We start from the raw sequence: 25,005 nt of genomic DNA on the forward strand, positions 1-25,005 counted from the left end.
GAACCCCCTCGGAGTTGCCTCTCCGAGGGGGTTCGCTTTTGTGTGCCTGTGGTAATCTTCATCAACCTTGTGATTGCCTACTTCTAGTATACGCGACTCCGTGCAAAAGTCAAGCCTCCGGCAAAAAGTTCATTTTTACGTCAAAATATATTTTGCCAGATATAACAAAAACGGCCCTGCCGAAGCAGAGCCGTAGGAAAAGTTCCTCCGGGTTGCGGCTCCCAGCATCCACTTCGCACCTTGAGCGGTGCTCGTGTCTTGCTGGCCGCGGCCCCAACAGCTCCTCCCTGTTTCAGCCGCTGGCTGCGGTCGTCGCCGTTGCACTTGGAGAACTGCGGTGCACTGAGCTGTGCCGCTGACGCGGGATGTCGTGCCCCCCAGTTCTCCGGAAAACAGACAGCAAAAAACGGCCCTGCCGAAGCAGAGCCGTAAAAATGCATCTGAAATATAATCAGCGCTTGGAGAACTGGGGTGCACGACGTGCAGCCTTCAGACCGTACTTCTTACGTTCCTTCATACGAGGATCGCGGGTCAGGAAGCCAGCCTTCTTCAGGACAGGACGGTTCTCCTCGTTCTGCTGCAGCAGAGCGCGGCTCAGGCCGTGGCGGATAGCGCCAGCCTGACCGGAAACACCGCCGCCGGAAACGCGGACGACGACGTCGTACTTGCCCTCCAGGCCCAGCAGGACCAGCGGAGAACGGACGATCAGCTTCAGGGTCTCCAGACCAAAGTAGTTGTCGATATCACGATCGTTGATGGTGATCTTGCCAGTGCCGGTGTAAACGCGAACGCGGGCAACGGAATCCTTACGACGACCAGTGCCGTAGAAATAAGGTTTGGTTTCGTACATGTTCGATTGCCTCCTTCTTAGAACTCGATCTTCTCGGGCTTCTGAGCTGCGTGAGCGTGCTCGGCACCCTGGTAGCAGTGCAGGCGGGTCAGAGCCTTAGCACCGATGGTGTTGGAAGGGATCATGCCCTTGACAGCGTAGGTCATGGCCAGATCGCTGTGCTCAGCCATCAGCTTGCTGTACTGGACCTTCTTCAGGCCGCCGATGTACTTGCTGTGGGTGATGTGGAACTTCTGCTCGGCCTTCTTGCCGGTCAGAACAGCCTGATCGCAGTTGATGACAACAACGAAATCGCCGCAGTCCACGTTGGGGGTGTAATCGACCTTCTGCTTGCCGCGCAGCAGAACAGCGGCCTCAGCAGCGACGTGGCCCAGGCTCTTGCCGGCAGCGTCGAGCAGGTACCACTTGCGCTCGACTTCAGCGGGCTTTACGAGAGTAGTGCTCATATCTATTTCCTCCTGATAAGCTTTTTGTAACGTTTCAGGCGCCTTTGTGGGGCGCGAGTGTCAGTATACATCATAAAAAGGCACCTGTCAACAGCATTTTTTGATTTTTTCGCTGTAATTTTTTCAATCTCTCGAATGCTCTCGTTTTCTCTTGAATCCTCTTGTTTTCTAAAAACGCATTTTCTGTAAAATTTTCTGCCCGCCGCCGCACATTTTCTGCCTCTGCCCGCTACAATTTTGCCCCTTGGTGTGGTATACTATAAAGGATATGGCAGCTTTTGCTGTGCACACGGATAAGGAGAGCTTTCTACATGTCAAACGAGATCGACCGCAATGCTTCTGCCCAGCGCCGCACCTCCAAACTGCTGGCCGCCATGGGCATCTTTGTTGCCCTTGGCATCGTCGCTTACATTATATTAACGCTGCTGGTCAACCGCAGTGTGCCCGCAAACCCGGACACCCACTATACCGGCTCCAACGGCGTTTCCGTTTACTACGACAGTTCCATCTGGAAGGTGTGCCAGATGACCGAGGACAGCACCCTTGGCACCGTGCTGGAACTTGCCACGGCAGACAGTGCCGACGGCGAGGACTACCAAGCCGTGCTGCTGCAGCGCGGCACCGCCGACAGCTACGCGGACTTTATCGATGCGTCCGAGAAAGACCTCAAGCAGGCCTATGGCGTCATCAAGCCCCGCAAGGTGAACCTGACCGTGGACGGTGCCGAGGTGGAGGCCGTGCGCTGCGACATTCAGGCATATTATGCGGTGCTGGCCACCATTACCTACCCCAGCGGTGACGTGGTGTATGTTTCCGGCCTGACCAAACTGGCCTCCATCAACGACATTGTGAATCTTGTGGAAAGTGTGACCCTGTCATGAGCAGTTCCCGTGCGATGCAGCGTCTGTGCGGCCTGATGCGCAAGGCTGTGCAGGACTATGAAATGATCGCCCCCGGCGACAAGGTGATGGTGGGCGTTTCCGGCGGCAAGGACAGCGTAGCGCTGACCATTGGCCTCGCGGAGCTGCGCAAGTACATCGGCTTTGATTTTACGGTGCAGGCCGTCACGCTGGACCCGCAATTCGGCGGCAAGCCCATGGATTACACCGTATTGCAGGAGCTGTTTGCCCGGTACGACATCCCCTATGAGATCCGCCGCACCGAGATCGGCCCCGTGGTGTTCGACTACCGCAAGGAGAAGAACCCCTGCGCCCTGTGCGCCAAACTGCGGCGCGGCGCGCTGCACACGGCGGCGCAGGAACTGGGCTGCAACAAGGTGGCGCTGGGCCACCATCTGGACGATGCCGTGGAGACCTTTTACATGAATCTCTGGCGGGAGGGCCGCATCGGCTGTTTCTCGCCGGTCACTTATCTTTCGCGCCGGGACCTGACCCTCATCCGGCCCATGCTGCTGGCCACCGAGCAGGAGGTCATTTCCGCAGTGCACGCCGAGGGGCTGCCCATCGTCAAGAGCGTCTGCCCTGCCGACGGCGTGACCGTGCGCGAACAGACCAAGGAGTTCGTCAAGGAGCGCTGCCGCACCGACCACGCCTTCCGGCAAAAGACCCTGCACGCCCTGCAGGAGAGCGGCATCGACGGCTGGCGTCCCGTCCACACCGGACGCGGCAGCTTTGCAATTACAAACGAGGAAGAATGAATCATGCAGACTCAACCTTTTGAAAAACACGTCTGGGCCGAGATCGATCTGGACGCCCTGCGTCATAACTTCCGGGCCGTCAAGGCCCGGGCCGGTGCCCTGCCGCTGTGCGCGGTGGTCAAGGCCGACAGCTACGGCCACGGTGCCGTGCAGTGTGCCCGCATCTTTGCCGAGGAGGGCGCGGTCTGTCTGGCCGTCAGCTGCCTGACCGAGGCCATGCAGCTGCGTCAGGACGGGCAGACTCTGCCCATCCTCATTTTGGGCCATGTGCAGCCGGAGTACGCCCAGACCCTCATCCACGAGGATATCACCGTGGCATGCTACTCCACCGAGCAGGCGCAGAACCTTTCCGCTGCTGCGGTAAAGGCAGGCGGCAGGGTAAAGATCCACCTCAAGGCCGATACCGGCATGGGCCGCATCGGCTTTGCCCTGCGCACCGATTTTGACGCCGCCATCCGCGAAATGCTGGCGGTCTGTGCGCTGCCGGGGCTGGAAATGACCGGCATGTTCCAGCACTTCTCGGTGGCCGACGACACCGCCGAAGAAAACATTGTCTATACCGCGGAGCAGCACGCGCTGTTCGTCAGAGCATTCCATGCGCTCAAGGCGGCAGGCCATGAGCCGCAGACCGTTCATTGCGACAACTCTGCGGGCGTGATGCTGCACCCGGACTGGCCCGAGGGACTGGCCCGGGAGCGCTGCATGGCCCGGCCCGGCATCATCCTCTACGGCTACGACCCCAGCGACGAGGTGCGCTTCGGGCAGTTCCGGCCGGTGATGACCCTCAAGACCGTGGTGAGCATGGTCAAGGAAATGCAGCCCGGTCAGAGCGCCAGCTATGGCCGCCGCTTCACCGCCGAAAAGCCCACGCTGGTGGCCACCCTGTGCACCGGCTACGCTGACGGTTATCCCCGCCAGCTGAGCTGCGGCAAGGGCATCGTGGAGATCCACGGCAAGGCCTGCCCGGTGCTGGGCCGCGTGTGCATGGACCAGATGATGGTGGATGTGACCGGCATCCCGGACATCCGCGAGGGCGATGAAGCCATCCTGTGGGGCGGCAGCGTCAGTGATACGGCTGAAACCATCGCCCGCAAGACCGACACCATTTCCTACGAGGTGCTGTGCGGCGTGTCCCGCCGCGTGCCCCGCGTTTACCTTGAGCACGGAAAGATCGTGGATGTCGAGGACTGGATCCTGAAAGCATGACCGGCACCACAGGCCGCTCTATCATAGCTTCTCAACTTTTTCGGAGGAACTGAATGGCAAGAGATAATATCCGCAACTTCTGCATCATCGCACACATCGACCACGGTAAATCCACCCTGTCGGACCGTATTCTGGAGCTGACCAAGAGCGTGGACGAGCGCACCATGGAAGACCAGATTCTGGACAACATGGACATCGAGCGCGAACGCGGCATCACCATCAAGGCCCGTGCCGTCACCATGAACTATACCGCCAAGGACGGCAAGACCTACGAGTTCAACCTTATCGATACCCCGGGCCATGTGGACTTTGCCTATGAGGTCAGCCGCAGTCTGGCTGCCTGTGAGGGTGCCATCCTTGTGGTGGACGCCACGCAGGGCGTGGAAGCCCAGACGCTGGCAAACACCTACATGGCGCTGGAACATGATCTGGAGCTGGTGCCCATCCTAAACAAGATCGATCTGCCCAGTGCCCACCCGGACGAGGTGGCACAGGAGGTGGAGGACGTGATCGGCCTGCCCTGTCTGGACGCGCCCCGCGTTTCTGCCAAGACCGGTCTGAATGTGGATCAGGTGCTGGAGCGTGTCGTTACCGACATTCCCGCCCCCACCGGCGACCCGGATGCCCCCCTGAAGGCCCTGATCTTTGACAGCATCTACGACAGCTACAAGGGCGTCATCGTCTATATCCGCGTGTTTGAAGGCACGGTCAAGCCCGGCGACACCATCCGTATGATGGCCACCGGTGCCGAGTTCACGCTGGTGGAAGTAGGCCACATGGGTGCCACCAGCCTGACCCCCTGCACACAGCTGCAGGCCGGCGAGGTGGGCTATCTGACCGCCAGCATCAAGACCGTGCAGGACACCCGCGTGGGTGACACCGTCACGCTGGCCGACCGCCCCACTCCGGAGGCGCTGCCCGGCTACCGTCAGGTCAAGCCCATGGTGTTCTGCGGCATCTACCCCGCCGACGGCGCCAAGTACCCCGACCTGAAGGACGCGCTGGAAAAGCTGCAGCTGAATGACGCCTCCCTCACCTTTGAGCTGGAGACCAGCGCCGCGCTGGGCTTTGGCTTCCGCTGCGGCTTCCTTGGCCTGCTGCATATGGAGATCATCACCGAGCGTCTGGAACGAGAGTTCGATCTGGACATCATCACCACCACCCCCAGCGTGCGCTACCGCCTGACCCTGACCGACGGCACCGTGGAGATGATCGACAATCCTTCCAGCTATCCGGACCCCTCCAACATCGTCAAGCAGGAAGAGCCTTTTGTGGACGTGCATCTGTACACCCCCAACGATTATGTGGGCGGCCTGATGGATCTGTGCCAGAACAAGCGCGGCGTGCTGATCGACATGAAGTATCTGGACGATGTGCGGGTGGACCTGCACTATGCTCTGCCGCTGGGCGAGATCGTGTACGACTTCTTCGATGCCATCAAGAGCCGCAGCCGGGGCTACGCCAGCTACGACTATGAGTTTAAGGAGTACCGTGAGAGCGATCTGGTCAAGCTGGACTTCCTGCTCAATGGCGAACCTGTGGACGCGCTGTCCATGATCGTGTTCCGCGATAACGCTTACGCCAAGGGCCGCCGCATCTGCGAGAAGCTGCGGGACAACATCCCCCGCAACCTGTTCGAGATCCCGGTGCAGGCCGCCATCGGCGGCAAGATCATTGCCCGCGAGACGGTCAAGGCCATGCGCAAGGACGTGCTGGCCAAGTGCTACGGCGGCGACATCTCCCGCAAAAAGAAGCTGCTGGAAAAGCAGAAGGAAGGCAAAAAGAAGATGCGTCAGCTGGGCAGCGTTTCCCTGCCCAGTGAGGCCTTCACCGCTGTGCTCAAGCTGGACAGCGACGACGATTGATCCTATAAAAGCAACGGCCCGCGTTCCGGTCATGCAACTGCGCATACCGGGACGCGGGCTTGTTTTATCTGTTTTTACTGCAGTGCAAAGGTTTCCTCTGCAGCTCTCATTTTCTATCGTTTACGACATTTTTCAAACCAGCCGTTCAGACAACAAAAAACGCCTCAGAATTTCTTCTGCAGCGTTTTGTTCAAGTCGGCGACTACCTATTTTCACGCGCCGTTTCCAGCGAACTATCTTCGGCACAAGTGAGCTTAACTTCTGTGTTCGGAATGGGAACAGGTGGAACCTCACCGTCATCGACACCGACCGATCTGACTGGCCTAGTATAACATATCTGTTGTACTTTGTCCAGTGTTTCTTAGAAGGACGTGCCTTCAAAACTGAATAATCACTGCTAGCATTTTTTCGTTGACTCTTGAGAGTCTCAAGCGAATTGTGGTCAAGCCCTCGACCTATTAGTACACGCTTGCTGAATGGATCGCTCCACTTACACATCGTGCCTATCAACCTTGTAGTCTTCAAGGGGTCTTACTTGTTTGAAACAATGGGATATCTTATCTTTGGGTCGGCTTCACGCTTAGATGCTTTCAGCGTTTATCCGATCCGTACATAGTTGCCCAGCTATGCTCTTGGCAGAACAACTGGTGCGCCAGAGGTACGTCCGCTCCGGTCCTCTCGTACTAGGAACAGCTCCCATCAAATATCCTGCGCCCACGACAGATAGGGACCGAACTGTCTCACGACGTTCTGAACCCAGCTCGCGTACCGCTTTAATTGGCGAACAGCCAAACCCTTGGGACCGAATACAGCCCCAGGATGCGATGAGCCGACATCGAGGTGCCAAACCTCCCCGTCGATGTGGACTCTTGGGGGAGATCAGCCTGTTATCCCCAGGGTAACTTTTATCCGTTGAGCGATGGCATTTCCACTCACATACCACCGGATCACTAACTCCAACTTTCGTTACTGCTCGACCCGTCAGTCTCGCAGTTAGGCTCGCTTCTGCGTTTGCACTCTTTTGCTTGATTTCCGTTCAAGCTGAGCGAACCTTTGAACGCCTCCGTTACTCTTTAGGAGGCGACCGCCCCAGTCAAACTGCCCACCTAACAATGTCCCCCGCCTTGATTCAAAGGCGCAGGTTAGAATTCCAATATCGCAAGGATGGTATCCCAACGGCCTCTCCACAAGCGCCAAAGCACCTGCTTCCCAGAGTCCCATCTATCCTGTGCATGCAACATCGAAACCCAATATTAGGCTACAGTAAAGCTCCATGGGGTCTTTCCGTCTTGTCGCGGGTAACCGGCATCTTCACCGGTACTACAATTTCGCCGGGCGGGCTGTTGAGACAGTGCCCAAATCATTACGCCTTTCATGCGGGTCAGAACTTACCTGACAAGGAATTTCGCTACCTTAGGACCGTTATAGTTACGGCCGCCGTTCACTGGGGCTTCGATTCAATGCTTGCACATCTCCTCTTAACCTTCCAGCACCGGGCAGGCGTCAGCTCGTATACGTCATCTTTCGATTTAGCACAAACCTGTGTTTTTGGTAAACAGTTGCTTGGGCCGATTCTCTGCGGCTGCATTGCTGCAGCACCCCTTCTCCCGAAGTTACGGGGTCAATTTGCCGAGTTCCTTAACAACCCTTCTCCCGTTGGCCTTAGAATCTTCTTCCTACCTACCTGTGTCGGTTTGCGGTACGGGCACCGCAGAAATACACACAGCTTTTCTCGCCATCTTCCATCCCGGACTTCGGTACTAATTTCCCTCGATCGCTACCGGAACCAACACCCGGCTCCGAGACTTCATATGTGTCCCTGTGTTTAACTCTTTTGGTGGTGACGGAATCTCTACCGTCTGTGCATCGGCTACGCCGTTAGGCCTCACCTTAGCTCCCGACTGACCTGGAGCGGACGAACCTTCCTCCAGAAACCTGAGGCTTTCGGCCATGCAGATTCTCACTGCATTCGCGCTACTCATTCCGGCATTCTCACTTCTATACACTCCACAGCCGCTTGCGCTACTGTTTCACCGCGTATACAACGCTCCCCTACCCAATACATTGCTGTATTGCCTAAGCTTCGGTGTCAGGTTTAGCCCCGTTAAATTCTCCGCGCAAAGACGCTCGACCAGTGAGCTATTACGCACTCTTTGAATGAGTGGCTGCTTCTGAGCCAACATCCTGGTTGTCTGCGTATCTTCACATCGTTTTCCACTTAACCTGACTTTGGGACCTTAGCTGTAGATCTGGGCTGTTTCCCTTTTGACAATGACATTTATCTGACACTGTCTGACTCCCAAGCATCAATACTCTGGCATTCTGAGTTTGATAAGCTTCGCTAACCTCTCGGCCGCTAGGCTATTCAGTGCTTTACCTCCAGGTATCTAACTTGAGGCTAGTCCTAAAACTATTTCGGGGAGAACCAGCTATCTCCGGGTTCGATTGGAATTTCTCCGCTACCCACAGTTCATCCGCCGCCTTTTCAACGGAGGTCGGTTCGGTCCTCCATGGAATTTTACTTCCACTTCAACCTGACCATGGGTAGGTCACCCGGTTTCGGGCCCATTGTATGCAACTTAACGCCCTTTTCAAACTCGCTTTCGCTTCGGCTCCAGACCTTAAGTCCTTAACCTTGCTGCATACAATCGCTCGCCGGACCGTTCTACAAAAAGTACCCTATCACGCATTGACGCGCTCTAGGTGCTTGTAGGCACAGGGTTTCAGGTTCTTTTTCACTCCCCTCCCGGGGTGCTTTTCACCTTTCCTTCACAGTACTATACGCTATCGGTCACTGGGTAGTATTTAGGGTTGGAGGGTGGTCCCCCCGTATTCCGACCAGGTTTCACGTGTCTGGCCGTACTCTGGAATTCGCTCGGCTCTTGTCGCTTTCACCTACGTGGTTCTCACACTCTCTGACCGGCCTTCCCATGCCGTTCGGTTAACAACTTAAGTCCTAAATGCGCTCCGTACCCCGAAAGTATTTCTACTCTCGGTTTGCCCTCTTCCGCGTTCGCTCGCCACTACTTACGGAATCTCGTTTGATGTCTCTTCCTCGCCCTACTTAGATGTTTCAGTTCAGGCGGTTCCCTCGATATACCTATTTTGAAGTTCAGTATAACGTACCTGAGTATGAACCCAGGTGAGTTTCCTCATTCAGAAATCTCCGGATCAATGCTTATTTGCAGCTCCCCGAAGCTTATCGCAGCTTATCACGTCTTTCATCGGCTCCCAGTGCCAAGGCATTCGCCCTGCGCCCTTGTTCGCTTGACCTTTCAAACGTTCTCTTGGAACATTTGGTATCCTCTTGATTCTCTCTTGCCAACGAAGATTATTGTTACCCTTCCTTTTGAAATTGCAATATTTCTTAAAAAGAACTTACTATAATCTTTGTTTCGCAGTTATTATTCAGTTTTCAAGGTACGTCTTTGAGTGTCCTTTTCAGGGCCCTCAAAATCGAACAATATCTACTCTACTCGTTCAAACCTGTCCAAGAACTGTCCATCTTTTGATGTTCTGTCCTTGCCTGACTCCTTAGAAAGGAGGTGATCCAGCCGCAGGTTCTCCTACGGCTACCTTGTTACGACTTCACCCCAATCACCAGTTTTACCTTCGGCGGCGTCCTCCTTGCGGTTAGACTACCGACTTCGGGTCCCCCCGGCTCTCATGGTGTGACGGGCGGTGTGTACAAGGCCCGGGAACGTATTCACCGTGGCATGCTGATCCACGATTACTAGCAATTCCGACTTCGTGCAGGCGAGTTGCAGCCTGCAGTCCGAACTGGGACGTTGTTTCTGAGTTTTGCTCCACCTCGCGGTCTTGCTTCTCTTTGTTTAACGCCATTGTAGTACGTGTGTAGCCCAAGTCATAAAGGGCATGATGATTTGACGTCATCCCCACCTTCCTCCGTTTTGTCAACGGCAGTCTGGCCAGAGTCCTCTTGCGTAGTAACTGACCATAAGGGTTGCGCTCGTTGCGGGACTTAACCCAACATCTCACGACACGAGCTGACGACAACCATGCACCACCTGTCTCCTTGCTCCGAAGAGAATACATATTTCTATGTCTGTCAAGGGATGTCAAGACTTGGTAAGGTTCTTCGCGTTGCGTCGAATTAAACCACATACTCCACTGCTTGTGCGGGCCCCCGTCAATTCCTTTGAGTTTCAACCTTGCGGTCGTACTCCCCAGGTGGATTACTTATTGTGTTAACTGCGGCACTGAAGGGGTCAATCCTCCAACACCTAGTAATCATCGTTTACGGTGTGGACTACCAGGGTATCTAATCCTGTTTGCTACCCACACTTTCGAGCCTCAGCGTCAGTTGGTGCCCAGTAGGCCGCCTTCGCCACTGGTGTTCCTCCCGATATCTACGCATTCCACCGCTACACCGGGAATTCCGCCTACCTCTGCACTACTCAAGAAAAACAGTTTTGAAAGCAGTTTATGGGTTGAGCCCATAGATTTCACTTCCAACTTGTCTTCCCGCCTGCGCTCCCTTTACACCCAGTAATTCCGGACAACGCTTGTGACCTACGTTTTACCGCGGCTGCTGGCACGTAGTTAGCCGTCACTTCCTTGTTGGGTACCGTCATTATCTTCCCCAACAACAGGAGTTTACAATCCGAAGACCTTCTTCCTCCACGCGGCGTCGCTGCATCAGGGTTTCCCCCATTGTGCAATATTCCCCACTGCTGCCTCCCGTAGGAGTCTGGGCCGTGTCTCAGTCCCAATGTGGCCGTTCAACCTCTCAGTCCGGCTACCGATCGTCGCCTTGGTGGGCCGTTACCTCACCAACTAGCTAATCGGACGCGAGGCCATCTCAAAGCGGATTGCTCCTTTTCCCTCTGCTCGATGCCGAGCCGTGGGCTTATGCGGTATTAGCAGTCGTTTCCAACTGTTGTCCCCCTCTTTGAGGCAGGTTCCTCACGCGTTACTCACCCGTTCGCCACTCGCTCGAGAAAGCAAGCTCTCTCTCGCTCGTTCGACTTGCATGTGTTAGGCGCGCCGCCAGCGTTCGTCCTGAGCCAGGATCAAACTCTTTATAAATGATATTTATCACTTAAAAGTGTTAAATCTTGTTCGCTCAGCACGCAATCGCTTGCGTCCTGTGTGAATTACTTTTGGAATTGTTTTAAGTGTTTTTCCAAACACATAAAGGTTCCTTACAAGTTTTTTCGATATTGTTCAATTTTCAAGGTCCTGTAGCGCCTCAGCCTTGCGGCTGACGACCTGTTTATTGTACCACCGAAGTGGTTTTTTGTCAAGCCTTATTTTTTAGAAGCTTTTGAGCTTTCTGAACTTGGACACTCAAGAAGTTTCTCAGAACAAACTGGAACTTTTTCAGCGTCTATTGGTTCTTTTCAAGGGCTTCCTGCTGTGGCTCCGGAAGTCATTCTTTTGCCTCAGCGCTTGGCGCTCAAGTATAATACCACACCCCCGCCTCCTTGTCAACACTTTTTGACAGATTTTTTCCATTCTTTTTTGCGTTCACCCCAAAACAGCAGCAAACCGCAGGGAAAACTGCGCCGCAGCTCAGTGTCTCTTTTTATTTATATAATGTATTATAAGGCTTTCTCCGTATAATATTTTGCGATATTACACCATGGAAACGGGTGTGCGTTGTCAAGAGGTCTTGGCTCAGATTTTATCCTGAAAATTATCCATGAATTTTGGCTAAAACTCCAAAACGCAAAATGTAGTGGTATTTTTCTTGACTTGCCACTAGATAGTGATAGAATAGAGCTACATTCAGTTTGTTGGATATCGTGCGCGCAGACGGGTATCTCTTATTGTAAGAGGTACCCGTTCACACTGTGCTTTTATTTACAAGGAGGAGAGCCGATGAAGATCATCAAACGCAACGGTGCAGAGGTCCCCTTTGATATCACCAAGATCATTACCGCTGTTACCAAGGCCAGCGATTCGGTCGGCGGTCAGAGCCGTCTGACCAAGGATCAGATCACCCAAATCGCGGCAGATGTGACTGACCAGTGTCAGGCACTGAACCGTGCTGTCAGTGTGGAAGAGGTTCAGGATATGGTGGAGAACCAGCTCATGGACATCAAAGCCCACGACATCGCCCGTCACTATATCACCTACCGCTATATCCAGAGCCTGAAGCGTCAGACCAACACCACTGATGAGCGCATTCTGAGCCTGATCGAGTGCCAGAACGAAGAGGTCAAGCAGGAGAACGCCAATAAGAACCCCACCGTGAACAGCGTGCAGCGCGACTATATGGCCGGTGAGATCTCCAAAGATCTGACCGCCCGTCTGCTGCTGGATCCGGAGATCGTCAAGGCCCATCAGGAGGGTCTGATCCACTTCCACGATTCTGACTACTTTGCCCAGCACATGCACAACTGCGATCTGGTGAATCTGGAGGACATGCTGCAGAACGGCACCGTCATTTCCGGCACCTATATTGAAAAGCCCCACAGCTTCTCCACCGCCTGCAACATCGCCACCCAGATCATTGCACAGGTGGCATCCAACCAGTACGGCGGCCAGAGCATCAGCCTGACCCACCTCGCCCCCTTTGTGGATGTCTCCCGCAAGAAGATCGCCGCTGAGGTAGAAGTGGAAATGGCCGGTCTGGACGTTTCTGCCGAGCGCAAGAAGGAGATCGTGGAGCGCCGCCTGCGCAGCGAGATCAACCGCGGTGTGCAGACCATCCAGTATCAGGTGGTCACGCTGATGACCACCAATGGTCAGGCCCCCTTTATCACCGTGTTCATGTATCTGGGTGAGGCGCGCAATCCGCAGGAGAAGGCAGACCTTGCCATCATCATCGAGGAGACCATCCGCCAGCGCTATCAGGGCGTGAAGAACGAGGCCGGTGTGTGGATCACCCCCGCTTTCCCCAAGCTGATCTATGTGCTGGAAGAGGACAACATCCGCCCCGGCACTCCTTATTACTACCTGACCGAGCTGGCCGCAAAGTGCACCGCAAAACGCATGGTGCCCGACTATATCTCCGAGAAGAAGATGCTGGAGCTCAAGGTGGACAAAAACGGCGAAGGCCACTGCTACACCTGCATGGGCTGCCGCAGTTTCCTGACCCCCTATGTGGACCCCGAGACCGGCAAGCCCAAGTACTACGGCCGGTTCAATCAGGGTGTTGTCACCATCAATCTGGTGGACGTGGCGCTCTCCTCCAAGGGCAACTTTGAAAAGTTCTGGAAGATCTTCGACGACCGTCTGGCCCTGTGCCACCGCGCACTGCAGGCACGGCACAAGCGGCTGCTGGGCACCCCCAGCGATGCCGCACCCATCCTGTGGCAGTACGGCGCACTGGCCCGCCTGAAGAAGGGCGAAAAGATCGACAAGCTGCTGTTCGGCGGCTACTCCACCATCAGTCTGGGCTATGCCGGTCTGTATGAGTGCGTGAAGTATATGACCGGCAAGAGCCACACCGATGCCGGTGCAAAGCCCTTTGCTCTGAGCGTGATGCAGCACATGAACGACAAGTGCAACGCCTGGAAAAAGGCCGAGAATATCGACTACTCCCTCTATGGCACCCCGCTGGAATCCACCACCTACAAGTTCGCCAAGTGCCTGCAGAAGCGCTTTGGCATCGTGCCCGGCATTACCGACAAGAACTATATCACCAACAGCTACCATGTGCATGTGTCGGAGCAGATCGATGCCTTCACCAAGCTGAAGTTCGAGAGCGACTTCCAGCGCCTGTCTCCGGGCGGTGCCATCAGCTATGTGGAAGTGCCCAACATGCAGGACAATCTGGAAGCCGTCATAAGTGTGCTGCAGTTCATCTATGACAACATCATGTATGCGGAGCTGAACACCAAATCGGATTACTGTCAGGTCTGCGGCTATGACGGCGAGATCAAGATCGTGGAGGATGACGGCAAGCTGGTGTGGGAGTGCCCCAAGTGCGGCAACCGCGACCAGAACAAGCTGAACGTTGCCCGCCGCACCTGCGGCTATATCGGCACCCAGTTCTGGAATCAGGGCCGCACGCAGGAGATCAAGGACCGCGTGCTGCATCTGTAACCCTCTCAGTCAACGCTTCGCATTGACAGCTCCCCCGAGAGGGGGAGCTTTTTATATGGAGTTTTATCTATGAACTACGCAACCATCAAATACTATGACATCGCCAACGGCCCGGGGGTGCGCACCAGCGTGTTCGTGTCCGGCTGCCGCCACCACTGCCCCGGCTGCTTCAATGCCGTGGCGTGGGACTTTGACTACGGCCAGCCCTTCGACAAACCCACCCGCAACGAGGTGTTTGCATCCTGCCAGCCGGACTATATCGCGGGCCTTTCCCTGCTGGGCGGCGAACCCATGGAGCCGGAAAATCAGCGGGAGCTGCTGCCCTTTGTGCGCAACTTCAAGGCCTTGTACCCCAACAAAACGGTGTGGTGCTATTCCGGCTACACCTGGGAACAGCTGACCGGCAAAGAGCCAAGTCTTGCCCGGTGCGAAGCCACCGACGAGCTGTTGAGCCTGCTGGATGTGCTGGTGGACGGCGAATTTGTTGAAGCCAAGCACGATATCTCCCTGCGGTTCCGGGGCAGCAGCAACCAGCGTCTGCTGGATGTGAAAAAGACCCTTGCCGCCGGTCAGCCCGTGTGGTGGGAGGACGAAAAGGTATTCGCCACCCATACCATGGAAAAATAATCAAAACAAAAAGAGCGTTCTGTTTTCCACAAGTTCGGTTTCAAGTGTGGAAAAGCAGGGCGCTCTTATTTTATGTTTTATTCCCGGCTGCCCACGGCATCTTCGATGATGCGCAGGAAGGCATTGCCGTAGCGGGCGGCTTTCTTCTCGCCCACACCGCTGATATTCAGCAGTTCGTCGGTGCTCAGCGGCTTTCTCTCCACCATCTCCCGCAGGGTGGCATCGCTGAACACCATAAAGGCCGGGATATTCTGTTTTCCAGCCAGCCGCTTGCGCTGAGCATAGAGGGCATTCAGCAGCTTCTGGTCGAACTCACTCAGCTCTCCAGCGGTCGTTCTGGCACGACGCGGCTTCTCGCTCAGCCGTCTTGCATTATCAGCCGCACGGCGGCGGGAATACTCCACCTGCAGCTGGGCTTCCTGCTCTGCAGCCAGACAGCAGGAGCAGTTGCCGCATTTTTTGGGTGCCGCTTCGCCGAAATAGTGCAGCAGAAATCCCCGCAGGCAGTCCTGCGTGGTGGAATAGAAGGTCATATACTTGAGCCGCTCTTCCGCCTTGCGGGCCGCTTCGGCCTTTACATCGGCGGGCAGGCCGTTGTCTGCCTCCATTTCCTTCTCGATGAAGAACCGGATGGTGCGCACATCGGTGCCGGAATAGAGCAGCGTGCACCGGGCGGGCTGTCCATCGCGGCCTGCACGCCCGGCCTCCTGATAATAGCTTTCCAGATCCTTGGGCATATTATAGTGGATCACAAACCGCACGTTGGGCTTGTCGATGCCCATGCCGAAGGCATTGGTCGCCACCATGACCTGCACCCGGTCGTAGAGGAAATCGTCCTGATTCTGCCGCCGGGTATCCGCGTCCAGCTTGGCGTGGTAGGCCGCAGCCCGGATGCCCCTGCTCTGCAGAAGGCGGGCGGTCTCATCCACCTGCCGGGTGGTGCTGCAGTAGACGATGCCCGCGTTGCTGCCCTCTTTCAGCACAAGATCCAGCAGTTCCTTCGGCTTCTGGCTGGGCAGGGCCCGCCGGGTCTCAAAATAGAGGTTCGGACGGTCAAAGCTGGTGGTCACCTCATAGGGTTTCTGCAAGGCCAGCTGTTCCCGGATGTCGTCCCGCACATGGGCGGTGGCCGTTGCCGTGAATGCGCCCACCACCGGACGGCTGGGCAGGCTGTCCACAAAGGCTTTGATGCGCAGGTAGCTGGGCCGGAAGTCCTGTCCCCACTGGCTGATGCAGTGGGCCTCGTCCACCGTCACCATACTGATGGGCCGTTCCTGCGCAAACCGCTGGAAGCCGGGCATTTCCAGCCGCTCCGGAGCCACATAGATGATCTTATACCAGCCCTCCCGGGCGCGGTACAGCATCAGGGCCTTCTGGTTGTCGGTGAGGCTGTTGTTCAGAAACGCCGCCGCCACGCCGGCCTGCACCAGTGCCCCCACCTGATCCTTCATCAGGCTGACCAGCGGTGACACCACGATGGTGATGCCCGGCAGCAGCAGTGCCGGCACCTGATAGCAGATGGATTTGCCCGCACCGGTGGGCATCACCGCCAGTACATCCTGCCCGGCAAGCAGGCGGCTGACGATCTCCTCCTGCCCGGGGCGGAAGCTGTCGTAGCCAAAAACTTTTTTCAGGATGCTGTGCGGGTTTTCCATGGTTGCCTCCGTTGTATCTGACGGGCAGTTCTCTGCGCCGTGTCCTCAAAGCCCTATCAGTATACCATAAAAGCCGGGCTTTTGCGCGGGCGCAGAGCCTGTTTTTCAGCAAAAAGCACGAAATGTCAAAAGTAATTTTTTTGCAAATGATAGCTTTTCAGGCGCGAAAATGATATAATAGGAGCACATAACTCCATGTCCGGCGGTTTTTTTGTGCGCCGACTGTTGATAGAAAAAGGAGCAATCATCTTATGCAGCAGAAACTCATCACCTTTGCCGTTCCGTGCTACAACTCGGCGGCATATATGCGCCATTGCATCGAGACCCTGCTTTCTGCCGGAGAGCAGGCCGAGATCATCCTTGTGGACGACGGTTCCGTGAAGGACGATACTCCCGCCATCTGCGACGAGTACGCCGCCAAATATCCCACCATCGTCAAGGCCATCCATCAGGAAAATGGCGGCCACGGTGAGGGCGTCAATCAGGGCATCCGCAACGCCACCGGCCTGTACTATAAGGTAGTGGACAGCGACGACTGGCTGGACACTGACGCCCTGAAAAAGGTTCTGGCCCGCCTGACCACTCTGGTGGCCCGCGGCACCGCGCCGGACATGATGATCTGCAACTACGTGTACGAGCATGTGGAGGACAACACCACCCTGACCGTGCGCTACACCAACGTGTTCCCTCAGAACCGCCTGTTCAACTGGACCCATGTGGGCCACTTCCGCCCGGACCAGAACATCCTGATGCACTCGGTGATGTACCGCACCGAGGTGCTGCGCAAGTGCGGCATGGTGCTGCCCAAGCACACCTTCTATGTGGACAACATCTTTGTCTACCAGCCCCTGCCCTACGTCAAAAGCATGTACTACATGGATCTGGATCTGTACCGCTACTTCATCGGCCGTGCCGACCAGAGCGTGAACGAGAGTATCATGGTCAAGCGGGTGGATCAGCAGCTGCGGGTCACCAAGCATATGATCGACTGTCAGGATCTGGACGCACTGAAGGATCAGAGACGTCTGCATGCCTACATGGTGCACTATCTGTCCGTGATGATGGCCGTGAGCGACATCTTCCTGCTGCTGGACGGCAGCGACGAGGCAAAGGCCAAGCGCACCGGGCTGTGGCAGTACCTCAAGGACCACGTGAGCACCGGCGTTTACCGCGCCGTGCGCTACAATCTGGGCGGTCTGACCGACCTGAAGTTCCCCGGCGGCGACAAGCTCACGCTGGGCGTCTACCGCCAGCTGCGCAAGATCTTCAAATTCAACTGATTCTTTGAAATTTACTCCTTCAGTCACAGCTTACGCCGTGCCAGCTCCCTCAAAGAGGGAGCCTTTGGCAGAATGGAACACTTCTCCTTCTCGCCAGAGCCTCCCTCCGTGAGAAAGACTCCCCCGGCCGGGGGAGGTGGCACGAAAGTGCCAGAAGGGGAATGGGTGGCATCGCGCAGCGATGACGGAAGGAGTTTCTTTTTGTCTGCCCGGCCTTATTTTCTCTACTTTTCCGCGTAAAAGGTTATTTTTTGTCGAAACAGCACGTAATCATTGACGAACGCTGTTCTTTTTTGTATACTGAGCATAGCGCCACTGGAACAATTTTCCTATTGTGTCACAGATTGGCTATCACAGGAAAAAGGAAAAGGATAAAGGAGAAAGGAAAACTATGAAAAGTACCGGAATTGTCCGCGGCATCGATGCGCTGGGCCGCATCGTTCTGCCCAAGGAGCTGCGCACCAGTATGCATCTGGACACCGACACCAAGCTCGAGATCTTTGTGGATGGTGATTCCATCGTGCTCAAAAAGCACCGTCCCGCCGGCAGCTGCGATTTCTGCGGCGAGGTGGACGAAGCCTCGGTGCAGTTTGCAGGCTACTGCATCTGCCCGGCCTGCCGCCGCAAGATCAGCGCACTGTAAAAACGCACAGAAATCAATTTTCCGCATGAAGGCTTCCCCCGGTCGGGGGAAGCTGTCACCGCAGGTGACTGATGAGGGCGCAGGACAGCAGCATTTTGCCCTAAATACCCCTCATCCGGCGCTACGCGCCACCTGTTCCCCCTTTTGTCGCTGCGCGACATTTTCCCCCGGTCGGGGGAAATCTGTCCCCAAGGGGTGAAGGCTTTAGCTCCGGGTCAAGCTGCAAAAGTTGATTCCCATAGTAAAAAACGCAAAAAGGAGGCTCTGCCATGAGCCAGATGATCGATTTCACCGTCCCGTCCACCGTGCCGGGGCGGTCTCTGCACGCCTTCCGCTGCGTGCCGGACGGCGAGGTGAAAGCCATTCTGCAGCTGTCCCACGGCATGGTGGAGTACATCGACCGGTATAAGCCGCTGGCAGAATATCTTGCCGGGCGGGGCATTCTGGTCACCGGCCACGACCATCTGGGTCATGGCGGTTCCATCCGCACCAGAGACGATTACGGCTATTTTGCCGAGCCGGACGGCAACCGCGCGGTGCTGGCCGACCTGCACGCCATGACGGTGCGCACCAAAGAGCTTTACCCGGGGGTGCCCTATTTCCTGCTGGGCCACAGCATGGGTTCCTTTTATGCCCGGCAGTATTTGTGCGAATACGGCCATGAGCTGGATGGAGCCATCATCATGGGCACCGGCTTCCAGCCCAAAGCGCTGGTGCAGTTTGCCAAGACCCTCTGCCGGGTGCTGGCGGTCTTTCATGGCTGGCACTACCGCAGCAATTTTGTGGCGCACACCTCGTTTCTGGGCTACAATAAGGGGCTGGAGGGCCGCACCACCCACGACTGGCTCAACCGCGACCACGCCGAGGTGGACAAATATCTGGCGGACGAGCGCTGCACCTTTACCTTCACGCTGAACGCCTACTACAGCATGTTCAGCGGCATCCTGCGCCTGCACGACCCGGCCTTCCTTGCAAAAATGCCCAAAGACCTGCCGCTGCTCTTCCTTGCCGGTGACGCCGACCCGGTGGGCGAACAGGGCAAGGGCGTGCGCCGCGCCATCCAGAGCCTGAAAGACGCCGGTGTGCAGAACATTGAATGCAAGCTGTACCCCGGTGCCCGGCACGAGCTGCTGGTGGAAACGAACAAGCAGGAAGTGTTTGCCGACATCGGCAACTGGCTGGGCAAACAATTACAGCACTGAAAAAAATCCCCCCGTTAAGTGGCTTTTCCGGCCTCTTGACGGGGGATCTTTGTTTTACGTACCACCGATATTAAGCTCGCCGGTTACGGCGCTGACGCGCTTTCCATTATGCTGGAATGTTGCCTGCATTTTAAATTCTTTTATAATTTCAGCAAATTGCTCATCGGTTTTGATATCGGCATTAAGTCCATAGAGGAGAAAGTCTTTATCTCCCGTGAACTGGATCTCGTTCGGCACATTATTCCCGTACTGAACATTCAAAGCATAATCTTTCAGTTCCGTTCCGTTGACCACTATCGTAAAATCATCTTTTTTCAACGTAATGGTCTGCGTGGCGTCTTTTGCTCTTATATTGATCGTGCAGGTGAACACTGCACCATCTTCGCCGGCTGGGACAACACCCGCTCTGGAAAATCTTATCCACAGATCACCCATGTCGATCAACTCGCCAAATAAGGTCGGGTATTCTCTGCAGCAGCCGGTCATCATCCCGGCAGAAGTCAGCAGCAGCGCTCCGGCACCGGTCAGTTCCATAAATTTTCGGCGGGAAATTTCTTGCAGCATGGTGTTTCCTCCTTTGGTCGTAAAGCGTTTCTCTTTTTTTCAGTATACCAGTTCTTTTCTTTTTGCACAACGGACATTCACGCCGTTTTCAGGGCCATTCACGCAGGGATGCCAAACTTTCAAGCCTTTCTTTGTACAGTTTTGCCAAAGCAAAAACATCCACAGCCTGAAAGACGCCGGTGTGCAGAACATTGAATGCAAACTGTACCCCACATCCCGAAACCGCTGCACAGCGTTTTGTGCGGCGGTTTCTTTTTTTCGCCGGTTTCCGGGCGCGCCGCGCTTTTTCACAAATGTTTCACATTTTGTTCTTTCGGTGGTTCTGCAACAGCACCGTCTCAGCACCGTTTCATTACCGTTTCAAAAGCGTTTCAAACCGTTCCGTTCAAATTCCCACATTCTACCATTTTTCTGTCTTTTTGTGCTATTTGTCAGGATTATACCTGTAATTTTTAGATATTCAGTCTAATTTTCAGCGTTTTTTCAAGCACTCTCCCTCTTGTTGACAGGCTTCCAAAAGTGTGATATACCCAAATCACAAGCATAAACTCCGGGATCGGCCAATGGGGGGCCGGTACGGTTTATGTCCCTTTTATAACATGTGAAGATCTGGAAGGAGAGAGTGATCATGACCAACAAAAAATTCAAGCTTGCGGCAATGTCTCTGGCTCTGACCGCCTGTGTTGCGGCAAGCCCTCTGGCAGCAAATGCAGAATCTGCGGACGCTGAGGTAAACAGCTCTGCTTCTACAACTGCGACTTCCACTGGCGAGTCCAAGCAGGATGCTACTGGCGAAGACACCAAGCAGGATGCTACTGGCGAAGGCACCAAGCAGAATGCTACTGGCGAAGACACCAAGCAGAATCCTACTGACGAAACCAAGCAGAATCCTACTGACGAAATCAAGCAGAATCCTACTGACGAGACCAAGCAGAATCCTACTGACGAAATCAAGCAGAATCCTACTGACGAGACCAAGCAGAATCCTACTGACGAGACCAAGCAGAATCCTACTGACGAAATCAAGCAGAATCCTACTGACGAAATCAAGCAGAATCCTACTGACGAAATCAAGCAGAATCCTACTGACGAAATCAAGCAGAATCCTACTGACGAAATCAAGCAGAATCCTACTGACGAAATCAAGCAGAATCCTACTGACGAAATCAAGCAGAATCCTACTGACGAAACCAAGCAGAATCCTACTGACGAAATCAAGCAGAATCCTACTGACGAAATCAAGCAGAATCCTACTGACGAAACCAAGCAGAATCCTACTGACGAGACCAAGCAGAATCCTACTGACGAGACCAAGCAGAATCCTACTGACGAAATCAAGCAGAATCCTACTGACGAAACCAAGCAGAATCCTGCTGACGAGTCCAAGCCGCAAGCTGCCGTTGAGAACAACGGCCTTGCCGCAGCAAAGGCCCCGGTACTGATGCTGGCAAAAGCTCCGGCTGCGCCCACTGGTGCGCCCACCGCTCCTGCGGAGGAAAACACTGCCGCTGAGGATGTTGCCACCATTAACGGTAAGGGCTATAAGAGCTTTGATGCAGCCGTCGAAGCAGCCGAAAGCGGCGACACCATTGAAGTGATTAAAGATGCCACTTCCACCGGTATCGATCTCCAGAACAAAAACCTGACGATCAAAGGCAAAACGGTCACCACAACAACTGACAGCGGTACCGAGGAAAAAACCACCGTCAAGCCCAAGCTGAAGTTCGTAGCGAAAGACGGCCAGCCTCAGATCTTTGGTATCACGCTCCGGGGTTCCGATCTCACCTTCCAGAATATGGATGTTGACATGACGGGGGCCAGCTCCACGACCTATAACAAGTGGAACGCCGTCTGCATGTCCCACGATGCCGCCCTGACGCTGGACAACACCAAGTTTTCCATGGATGGCACAGGTCTGGCCACAGAGGCACACGGCATCTACATGGCTGGTCGCGGCCGCAACGAGCTCAATGTGAACAACCACTCCACCCTGACCATCAACAACTGCTTCAATGCCATTGCATGGGACGGCGTTGGCGGCGGCAACGAAGGCAGCACCTACTTCATCAACATCACCGATGGCTCCACCTTCACCGCCGATGGCAACAATGGCGGCATCATTGGCAGGGAAGCTCTGGATGTTCTGGTGGACAACAGCACCCTGACCGTCACCAACTGCGCCAACCGCGGCGATTGGGAGGGCCGCAGCGGCTTCAATGGTGCCGATGTCAAGATCGTGAACGGCTCTACCGCCAACATCAGCGGCAACCACGGCGGCTACGGCATCCACGCCAATAATCTGCTTGTAGAAAATTCCACCCTCACGGCCAACGACAACGGCTATGGCGGCATCCGCATCACCGGCAAGGGCGAGTTCACCAATTCCACTGTCACTGTTACCGGCACAGAAGAAAAAGGCAATGCTTCCGTTGAGATCACATGGGGTGTCAATGACACCGAGACAGGACTTTTGAACGGTTCGCTGAGCGTCCGGAACAGCACCCTGAACATCTCGGATAACAATGCCACCGGTATTGCATGCCTAACCTATGGCGGTTTCCACCGCAGCCTGACCATCGACGACGCTTCCCGTGTCACCATCCAGAACAACAACGCCACGCCCAGAAACGGCTTCAACGCCAAGGGTGCTGTTGGCGGCGGCCTGCGCATTGAAGCGGGCTGCTCTGCCGTTCTGGGCCGCAGCACCGTCATCAACAATAACAGTGCTGACAAGGCAGGCGCCGACATCTTTATTGAGAAGGGCGGCAAGCTGACCTTCTCCGTAGGCAATGCAGGCATCGGCGATATCCTGAACAAGGGCCCGGAAGATGCTGACTGCGGCCACAAGATCGACGGCTGGTACATCGACGCCAACGGCAGCCGCTGGAACTTCGATGCCGACGCCGATGCCGCTCAGGCCTTCCTTGACAGTCTGGACGAATTGCCCGAAGGCGTCACTGTCAATTACGATCAAGCCACTGGCCTGTATACTATCGCTGTAGATAAAACTGCTGGCAATGGCTTTGCCCTGAAAGCCGCTCATGCGGAGCTGCCCGCGCCTACCCCTGACCCGGACGGGCCCGACACTCCCACCCCGAACCCCAACCTGAAGCCGGAACCGAAGCCCGGCCCGGATACCTCCATCACCCCGGAAGACCCGCAGCTGCATCCTGTACAGGATGCACGGGCCGATACGCCGGACTCCCCTGTTCTGCCCGCCAACCGCACGAATCCCGCTGTGCAGGACGCTCACGCCCTGCCGCAGACCGGCACCAGCCTGTTTGCCGCCTTGGCAATGGCTCTCGGAGGCTTTGCACTAACGATTGCCGGTGCATGGGCAAGCCTGCTGGGCAAGAACAGCAGACACTGAGCCTTTGGCTCCCTGTAATACCGCTATCCGCTTCATCCGTATCGCACATTTATAAAAGGCGAAAGGCCCCGGGACGCAATGTCCCGGGGCCTTTCGTTTGCACATTTTACCGTTTCAGCCAGCCATCCACAGCCGACACCAGCGCCTTGCCGCGGCGGCCCAGCAGGCGGGGCAGCAGGATGCGGGCCATGGCCCACACGCCTGCAAAGTTGTACAGGATAACAGCCGCCGTGATCAGGCCGGTCCACAGGCCGTAGAGCGGCGGCTCGGCCAGCAGCACAAAGGCTTCTGCCACCAGTGCGGCCGCATTCACCAGCACGCGGCCCGGATGCACCTGCATCCCGATCATCCTGTGGGCATCGATGGCGCGCAGGGTGAACACCAGCGCAAGGCCAAGGAAGGAGGCATAGGTCGCACCCACCGGGCCCCACCACTTGATGAAGAAGTAGTTCATGATGCAGTTGCTCACAGCGCCCGCCATCATGGTGATCATGCTGCGGGTGGATTTTTTATTCACCACGTACACGCTGTTCATGAACTGGTTGAAGCAGCTGCAGGTGGACGCCATGACAAGGAAGGGCACAAAGTGCCATGCATAGTAGTAGTTGGCCTTCATCACGTGCATCACCGGACGGCACAGCCAGATGATACCGGCGGCACAGCAGAACAGCACGCTGGAATAGGTGCGGAAGATCTGGGTAAAGAACTTTGCGCGCCCCTCCTCCTCGGTCACAGCGGAAAGCTGCCATGCATCGTAGAAGATCAGGCCCAGCGTGGTCAGGATGGTGGGCAGGAAGTAGCCGGTGGAAAGCAGGCCGCTCCATGCGTCGCCGTTGTGGCCGTCCAGACCGCTGCACATTTCGCGCACAAAGAACAGGTCGGATGCGTTGATGATCCAGAAGCTGATCTGTGCCGGGATCATGGGCAGCGAGAAGCGCAGCATCTGCTTCCAGAGGTTTTTGTTGACGCCCTTCAGCTCCACATAGTTCCACAGCTTTCCGGTAACGGAGAGGAACAGCACACTGACAAGGTCGCCGCTGATGATGGCCAGCAGGTAGCCGTTGGCGCCCCACTTGAAGCCCACCAGATACAGCACGTAGAAAGCCATGGTGGCCACGGTGCACAGCACGCCATCCACGGCCACCAGCTTGTTCCACTGGCGGCTGCGCACGAACTGGGTGCACAGGGTACGCAGACAGCTCATGAGCACATAGATGTAGATGAGCAGGCCGTACTGTGCCATATCGGGCAGAAACTGCGCAATGGGCCAGCACAGCACCAGAAGGCCAAAGCCGCCCAGAATGGTCAGCAGGCCGTTGGTGAACACCTGTTTTTCGCTGTTGCCCTTGTCCAGACCAAAGCGGATGATGGCGTTGGACATGCCCATGGACACGAACGGGATGAGCAGGTTCGCGTACTGGCTCAGGATCTTGGAAAGGCCCAGATCGGAAATTTCCGCCATTGCATAGGTCAGGAACGGCTGCACGATCAGGGTGAGCAGCTTTGACGAAAAGCTGGAAATGGCAAAGATCAATGTGTTGCCGGCAAGCTTTGAATATTTATCGCCGGACTTTTTTTCGTTTTCCAAGGGTACTCCCCTCCTGTTTTACAATTCGGATGCGGG

At 55.7% G+C, this 25,005-nt stretch carries 15 protein-coding genes and 3 rRNA genes; 10 read left to right on the forward strand and 8 right to left on the reverse strand.

All coding sequences use genetic code 11. The annotated features are described in order from the left end of the window. Window positions 1-451: 451 nt before the first annotated feature. Together rpsI and rplM are read right to left on the reverse strand one after the other, a co-directional pair. A complete protein-coding gene (rpsI, locus tag ACNSPV_RS01780; protein ID WP_249237512.1) occupies window positions 452-850 on the reverse strand; it encodes a 30S ribosomal protein S9 in 399 nt (132 codons plus the stop codon). Window positions 851-867: 17 nt separating this feature from the next. Beyond that, a complete protein-coding gene (gene rplM / locus ACNSPV_RS01785) occupies window positions 868-1,296 on the reverse strand; it encodes a 50S ribosomal protein L13 (protein ID WP_005938158.1) in 429 nt (142 codons plus the stop codon). 311 nt (window positions 1,297-1,607) lie between these two features. On the opposite strand from rplM, the gene ACNSPV_RS01790 reads away from it, so the two are divergent. The 4 genes from ACNSPV_RS01790 to lepA are packed head-to-tail and all read left to right on the forward strand — an operon-like array spanning window position 1,608 to window position 6,024. Continuing rightward, the gene (locus ACNSPV_RS01790; RefSeq protein ID WP_348584818.1) at window positions 1,608-2,177 is read left to right on the forward strand and encodes a hypothetical protein; all 570 of its coding nucleotides are present in this window, start codon (window positions 1,608-1,610) and stop codon (window positions 2,175-2,177) included. Continuing rightward, on the forward strand, window positions 2,174-2,953 hold the full coding sequence (locus ACNSPV_RS01795; protein ID WP_249237514.1) for a tRNA 2-thiocytidine biosynthesis TtcA family protein: 780 nt from the start codon (window positions 2,174-2,176) through the stop codon (window positions 2,951-2,953). The genes ACNSPV_RS01790 and ACNSPV_RS01795 overlap by 4 nt, the downstream gene beginning before the upstream one ends. A gap of 3 nt (window positions 2,954-2,956) precedes the next feature. After that, window positions 2,957-4,159, forward strand: coding sequence for an alanine racemase (gene alr / locus ACNSPV_RS01800; protein ID WP_348584817.1), 1,203 nt, complete (start codon window positions 2,957-2,959; stop codon window positions 4,157-4,159). A gap of 53 nt (window positions 4,160-4,212) precedes the next feature. After that, the gene (lepA, locus tag ACNSPV_RS01805) at window positions 4,213-6,024 is read left to right on the forward strand and encodes a translation elongation factor 4 (protein ID WP_339396346.1); all 1,812 of its coding nucleotides are present in this window, start codon (window positions 4,213-4,215) and stop codon (window positions 6,022-6,024) included. A gap of 193 nt (window positions 6,025-6,217) precedes the next feature. Here the strand turns inward: lepA and rrf are convergent. The 3 genes from rrf to ACNSPV_RS01820 form a co-directional block, all read right to left on the reverse strand. Then, window positions 6,218-6,334: ribosomal RNA gene (gene rrf / locus ACNSPV_RS01810) — 5S ribosomal RNA — on the reverse strand. A 128-nt stretch (window positions 6,335-6,462) separates the two neighbouring features. Beyond that, window positions 6,463-9,297 (reverse strand): 23S ribosomal RNA (locus tag ACNSPV_RS01815). Between the two features lie 265 nt (window positions 9,298-9,562). Next, window positions 9,563-11,073: ribosomal RNA gene (locus ACNSPV_RS01820) — 16S ribosomal RNA — on the reverse strand. The 16S, 23S and 5S rRNA genes sit together here, the layout of an rRNA operon. Before the next feature lie 795 nt (window positions 11,074-11,868). On the opposite strand from ACNSPV_RS01820, the gene nrdD reads away from it, so the two are divergent. Continuing rightward, the gene (nrdD, locus tag ACNSPV_RS01825; RefSeq protein WP_348584816.1) at window positions 11,869-14,040 is read left to right on the forward strand and encodes an anaerobic ribonucleoside-triphosphate reductase; all 2,172 of its coding nucleotides are present in this window, start codon (window positions 11,869-11,871) and stop codon (window positions 14,038-14,040) included. 69 nt (window positions 14,041-14,109) lie between these two features. Beyond that, complete coding sequence (gene nrdG, locus ACNSPV_RS01830) at window positions 14,110-14,667, forward strand: anaerobic ribonucleoside-triphosphate reductase activating protein (RefSeq protein WP_348584815.1); 558 nt, start codon at window positions 14,110-14,112, stop codon at window positions 14,665-14,667. Between the two features lie 77 nt (window positions 14,668-14,744). Here the strand turns inward: nrdG and ACNSPV_RS01835 are convergent, their stop codons facing one another. Continuing rightward, the gene (locus tag ACNSPV_RS01835) at window positions 14,745-16,322 is read right to left on the reverse strand and encodes a RecQ family ATP-dependent DNA helicase (protein ID WP_348584814.1); all 1,578 of its coding nucleotides are present in this window, start codon (window positions 16,320-16,322) and stop codon (window positions 14,745-14,747) included. Window positions 16,323-16,573: 251 nt separating this feature from the next. On the opposite strand from ACNSPV_RS01835, the gene ACNSPV_RS01840 reads away from it, so the two are divergent. The 3 genes from ACNSPV_RS01840 to ACNSPV_RS01850 all read left to right on the forward strand — a co-directional run bounded on the left by ACNSPV_RS01840 (window position 16,574) and on the right by ACNSPV_RS01850 (window position 19,447). Continuing rightward, window positions 16,574-17,602 carry a glycosyltransferase family 2 protein gene (locus ACNSPV_RS01840; RefSeq protein WP_348584813.1) on the forward strand — a complete coding sequence of 343 codons (1,029 nt, stop codon included), beginning with the start codon at window positions 16,574-16,576 and terminating at the stop codon, window positions 17,600-17,602. A gap of 391 nt (window positions 17,603-17,993) precedes the next feature. Beyond that, complete coding sequence (locus ACNSPV_RS01845; RefSeq protein WP_249237520.1) at window positions 17,994-18,245, forward strand: AbrB/MazE/SpoVT family DNA-binding domain-containing protein; 252 nt, start codon at window positions 17,994-17,996, stop codon at window positions 18,243-18,245. A gap of 269 nt (window positions 18,246-18,514) precedes the next feature. Beyond that, window positions 18,515-19,447: an alpha/beta fold hydrolase gene (locus tag ACNSPV_RS01850; protein ID WP_348584812.1), complete on the forward strand. Its 933-nt coding sequence runs from the start codon at window positions 18,515-18,517 to the stop codon at window positions 19,445-19,447. 54 nt (window positions 19,448-19,501) lie between these two features. On the opposite strand, the gene ACNSPV_RS01855 is transcribed toward ACNSPV_RS01850, so the two are convergent. Then, window positions 19,502-20,011, reverse strand: coding sequence for a hypothetical protein (locus ACNSPV_RS01855; RefSeq protein ID WP_348584811.1), 510 nt, complete (start codon window positions 20,009-20,011; stop codon window positions 19,502-19,504). A gap of 628 nt (window positions 20,012-20,639) precedes the next feature. Here ACNSPV_RS01855 and ACNSPV_RS01860 point away from each other — a divergent pair. Further along, on the forward strand, window positions 20,640-23,381 hold the full coding sequence (locus ACNSPV_RS01860) for a hypothetical protein (protein WP_348584810.1): 2,742 nt from the start codon (window positions 20,640-20,642) through the stop codon (window positions 23,379-23,381). A gap of 106 nt (window positions 23,382-23,487) precedes the next feature. On the opposite strand, the gene ACNSPV_RS01865 is transcribed toward ACNSPV_RS01860, so the two are convergent. Further along, window positions 23,488-24,969, reverse strand: a complete 1,482-nt coding sequence (locus ACNSPV_RS01865; protein ID WP_348584809.1) for a lipopolysaccharide biosynthesis protein — start codon at window positions 24,967-24,969, stop codon at window positions 23,488-23,490. Window positions 24,970-25,005 lie beyond the last annotated feature (36 nt).

It is taken from the genome of Faecalibacterium sp. 3 (genome assembly GCF_048323735.1).
GTDB lineage: Bacteria > Bacillota > Clostridia > Oscillospirales > Ruminococcaceae > Faecalibacterium > Faecalibacterium wellingii.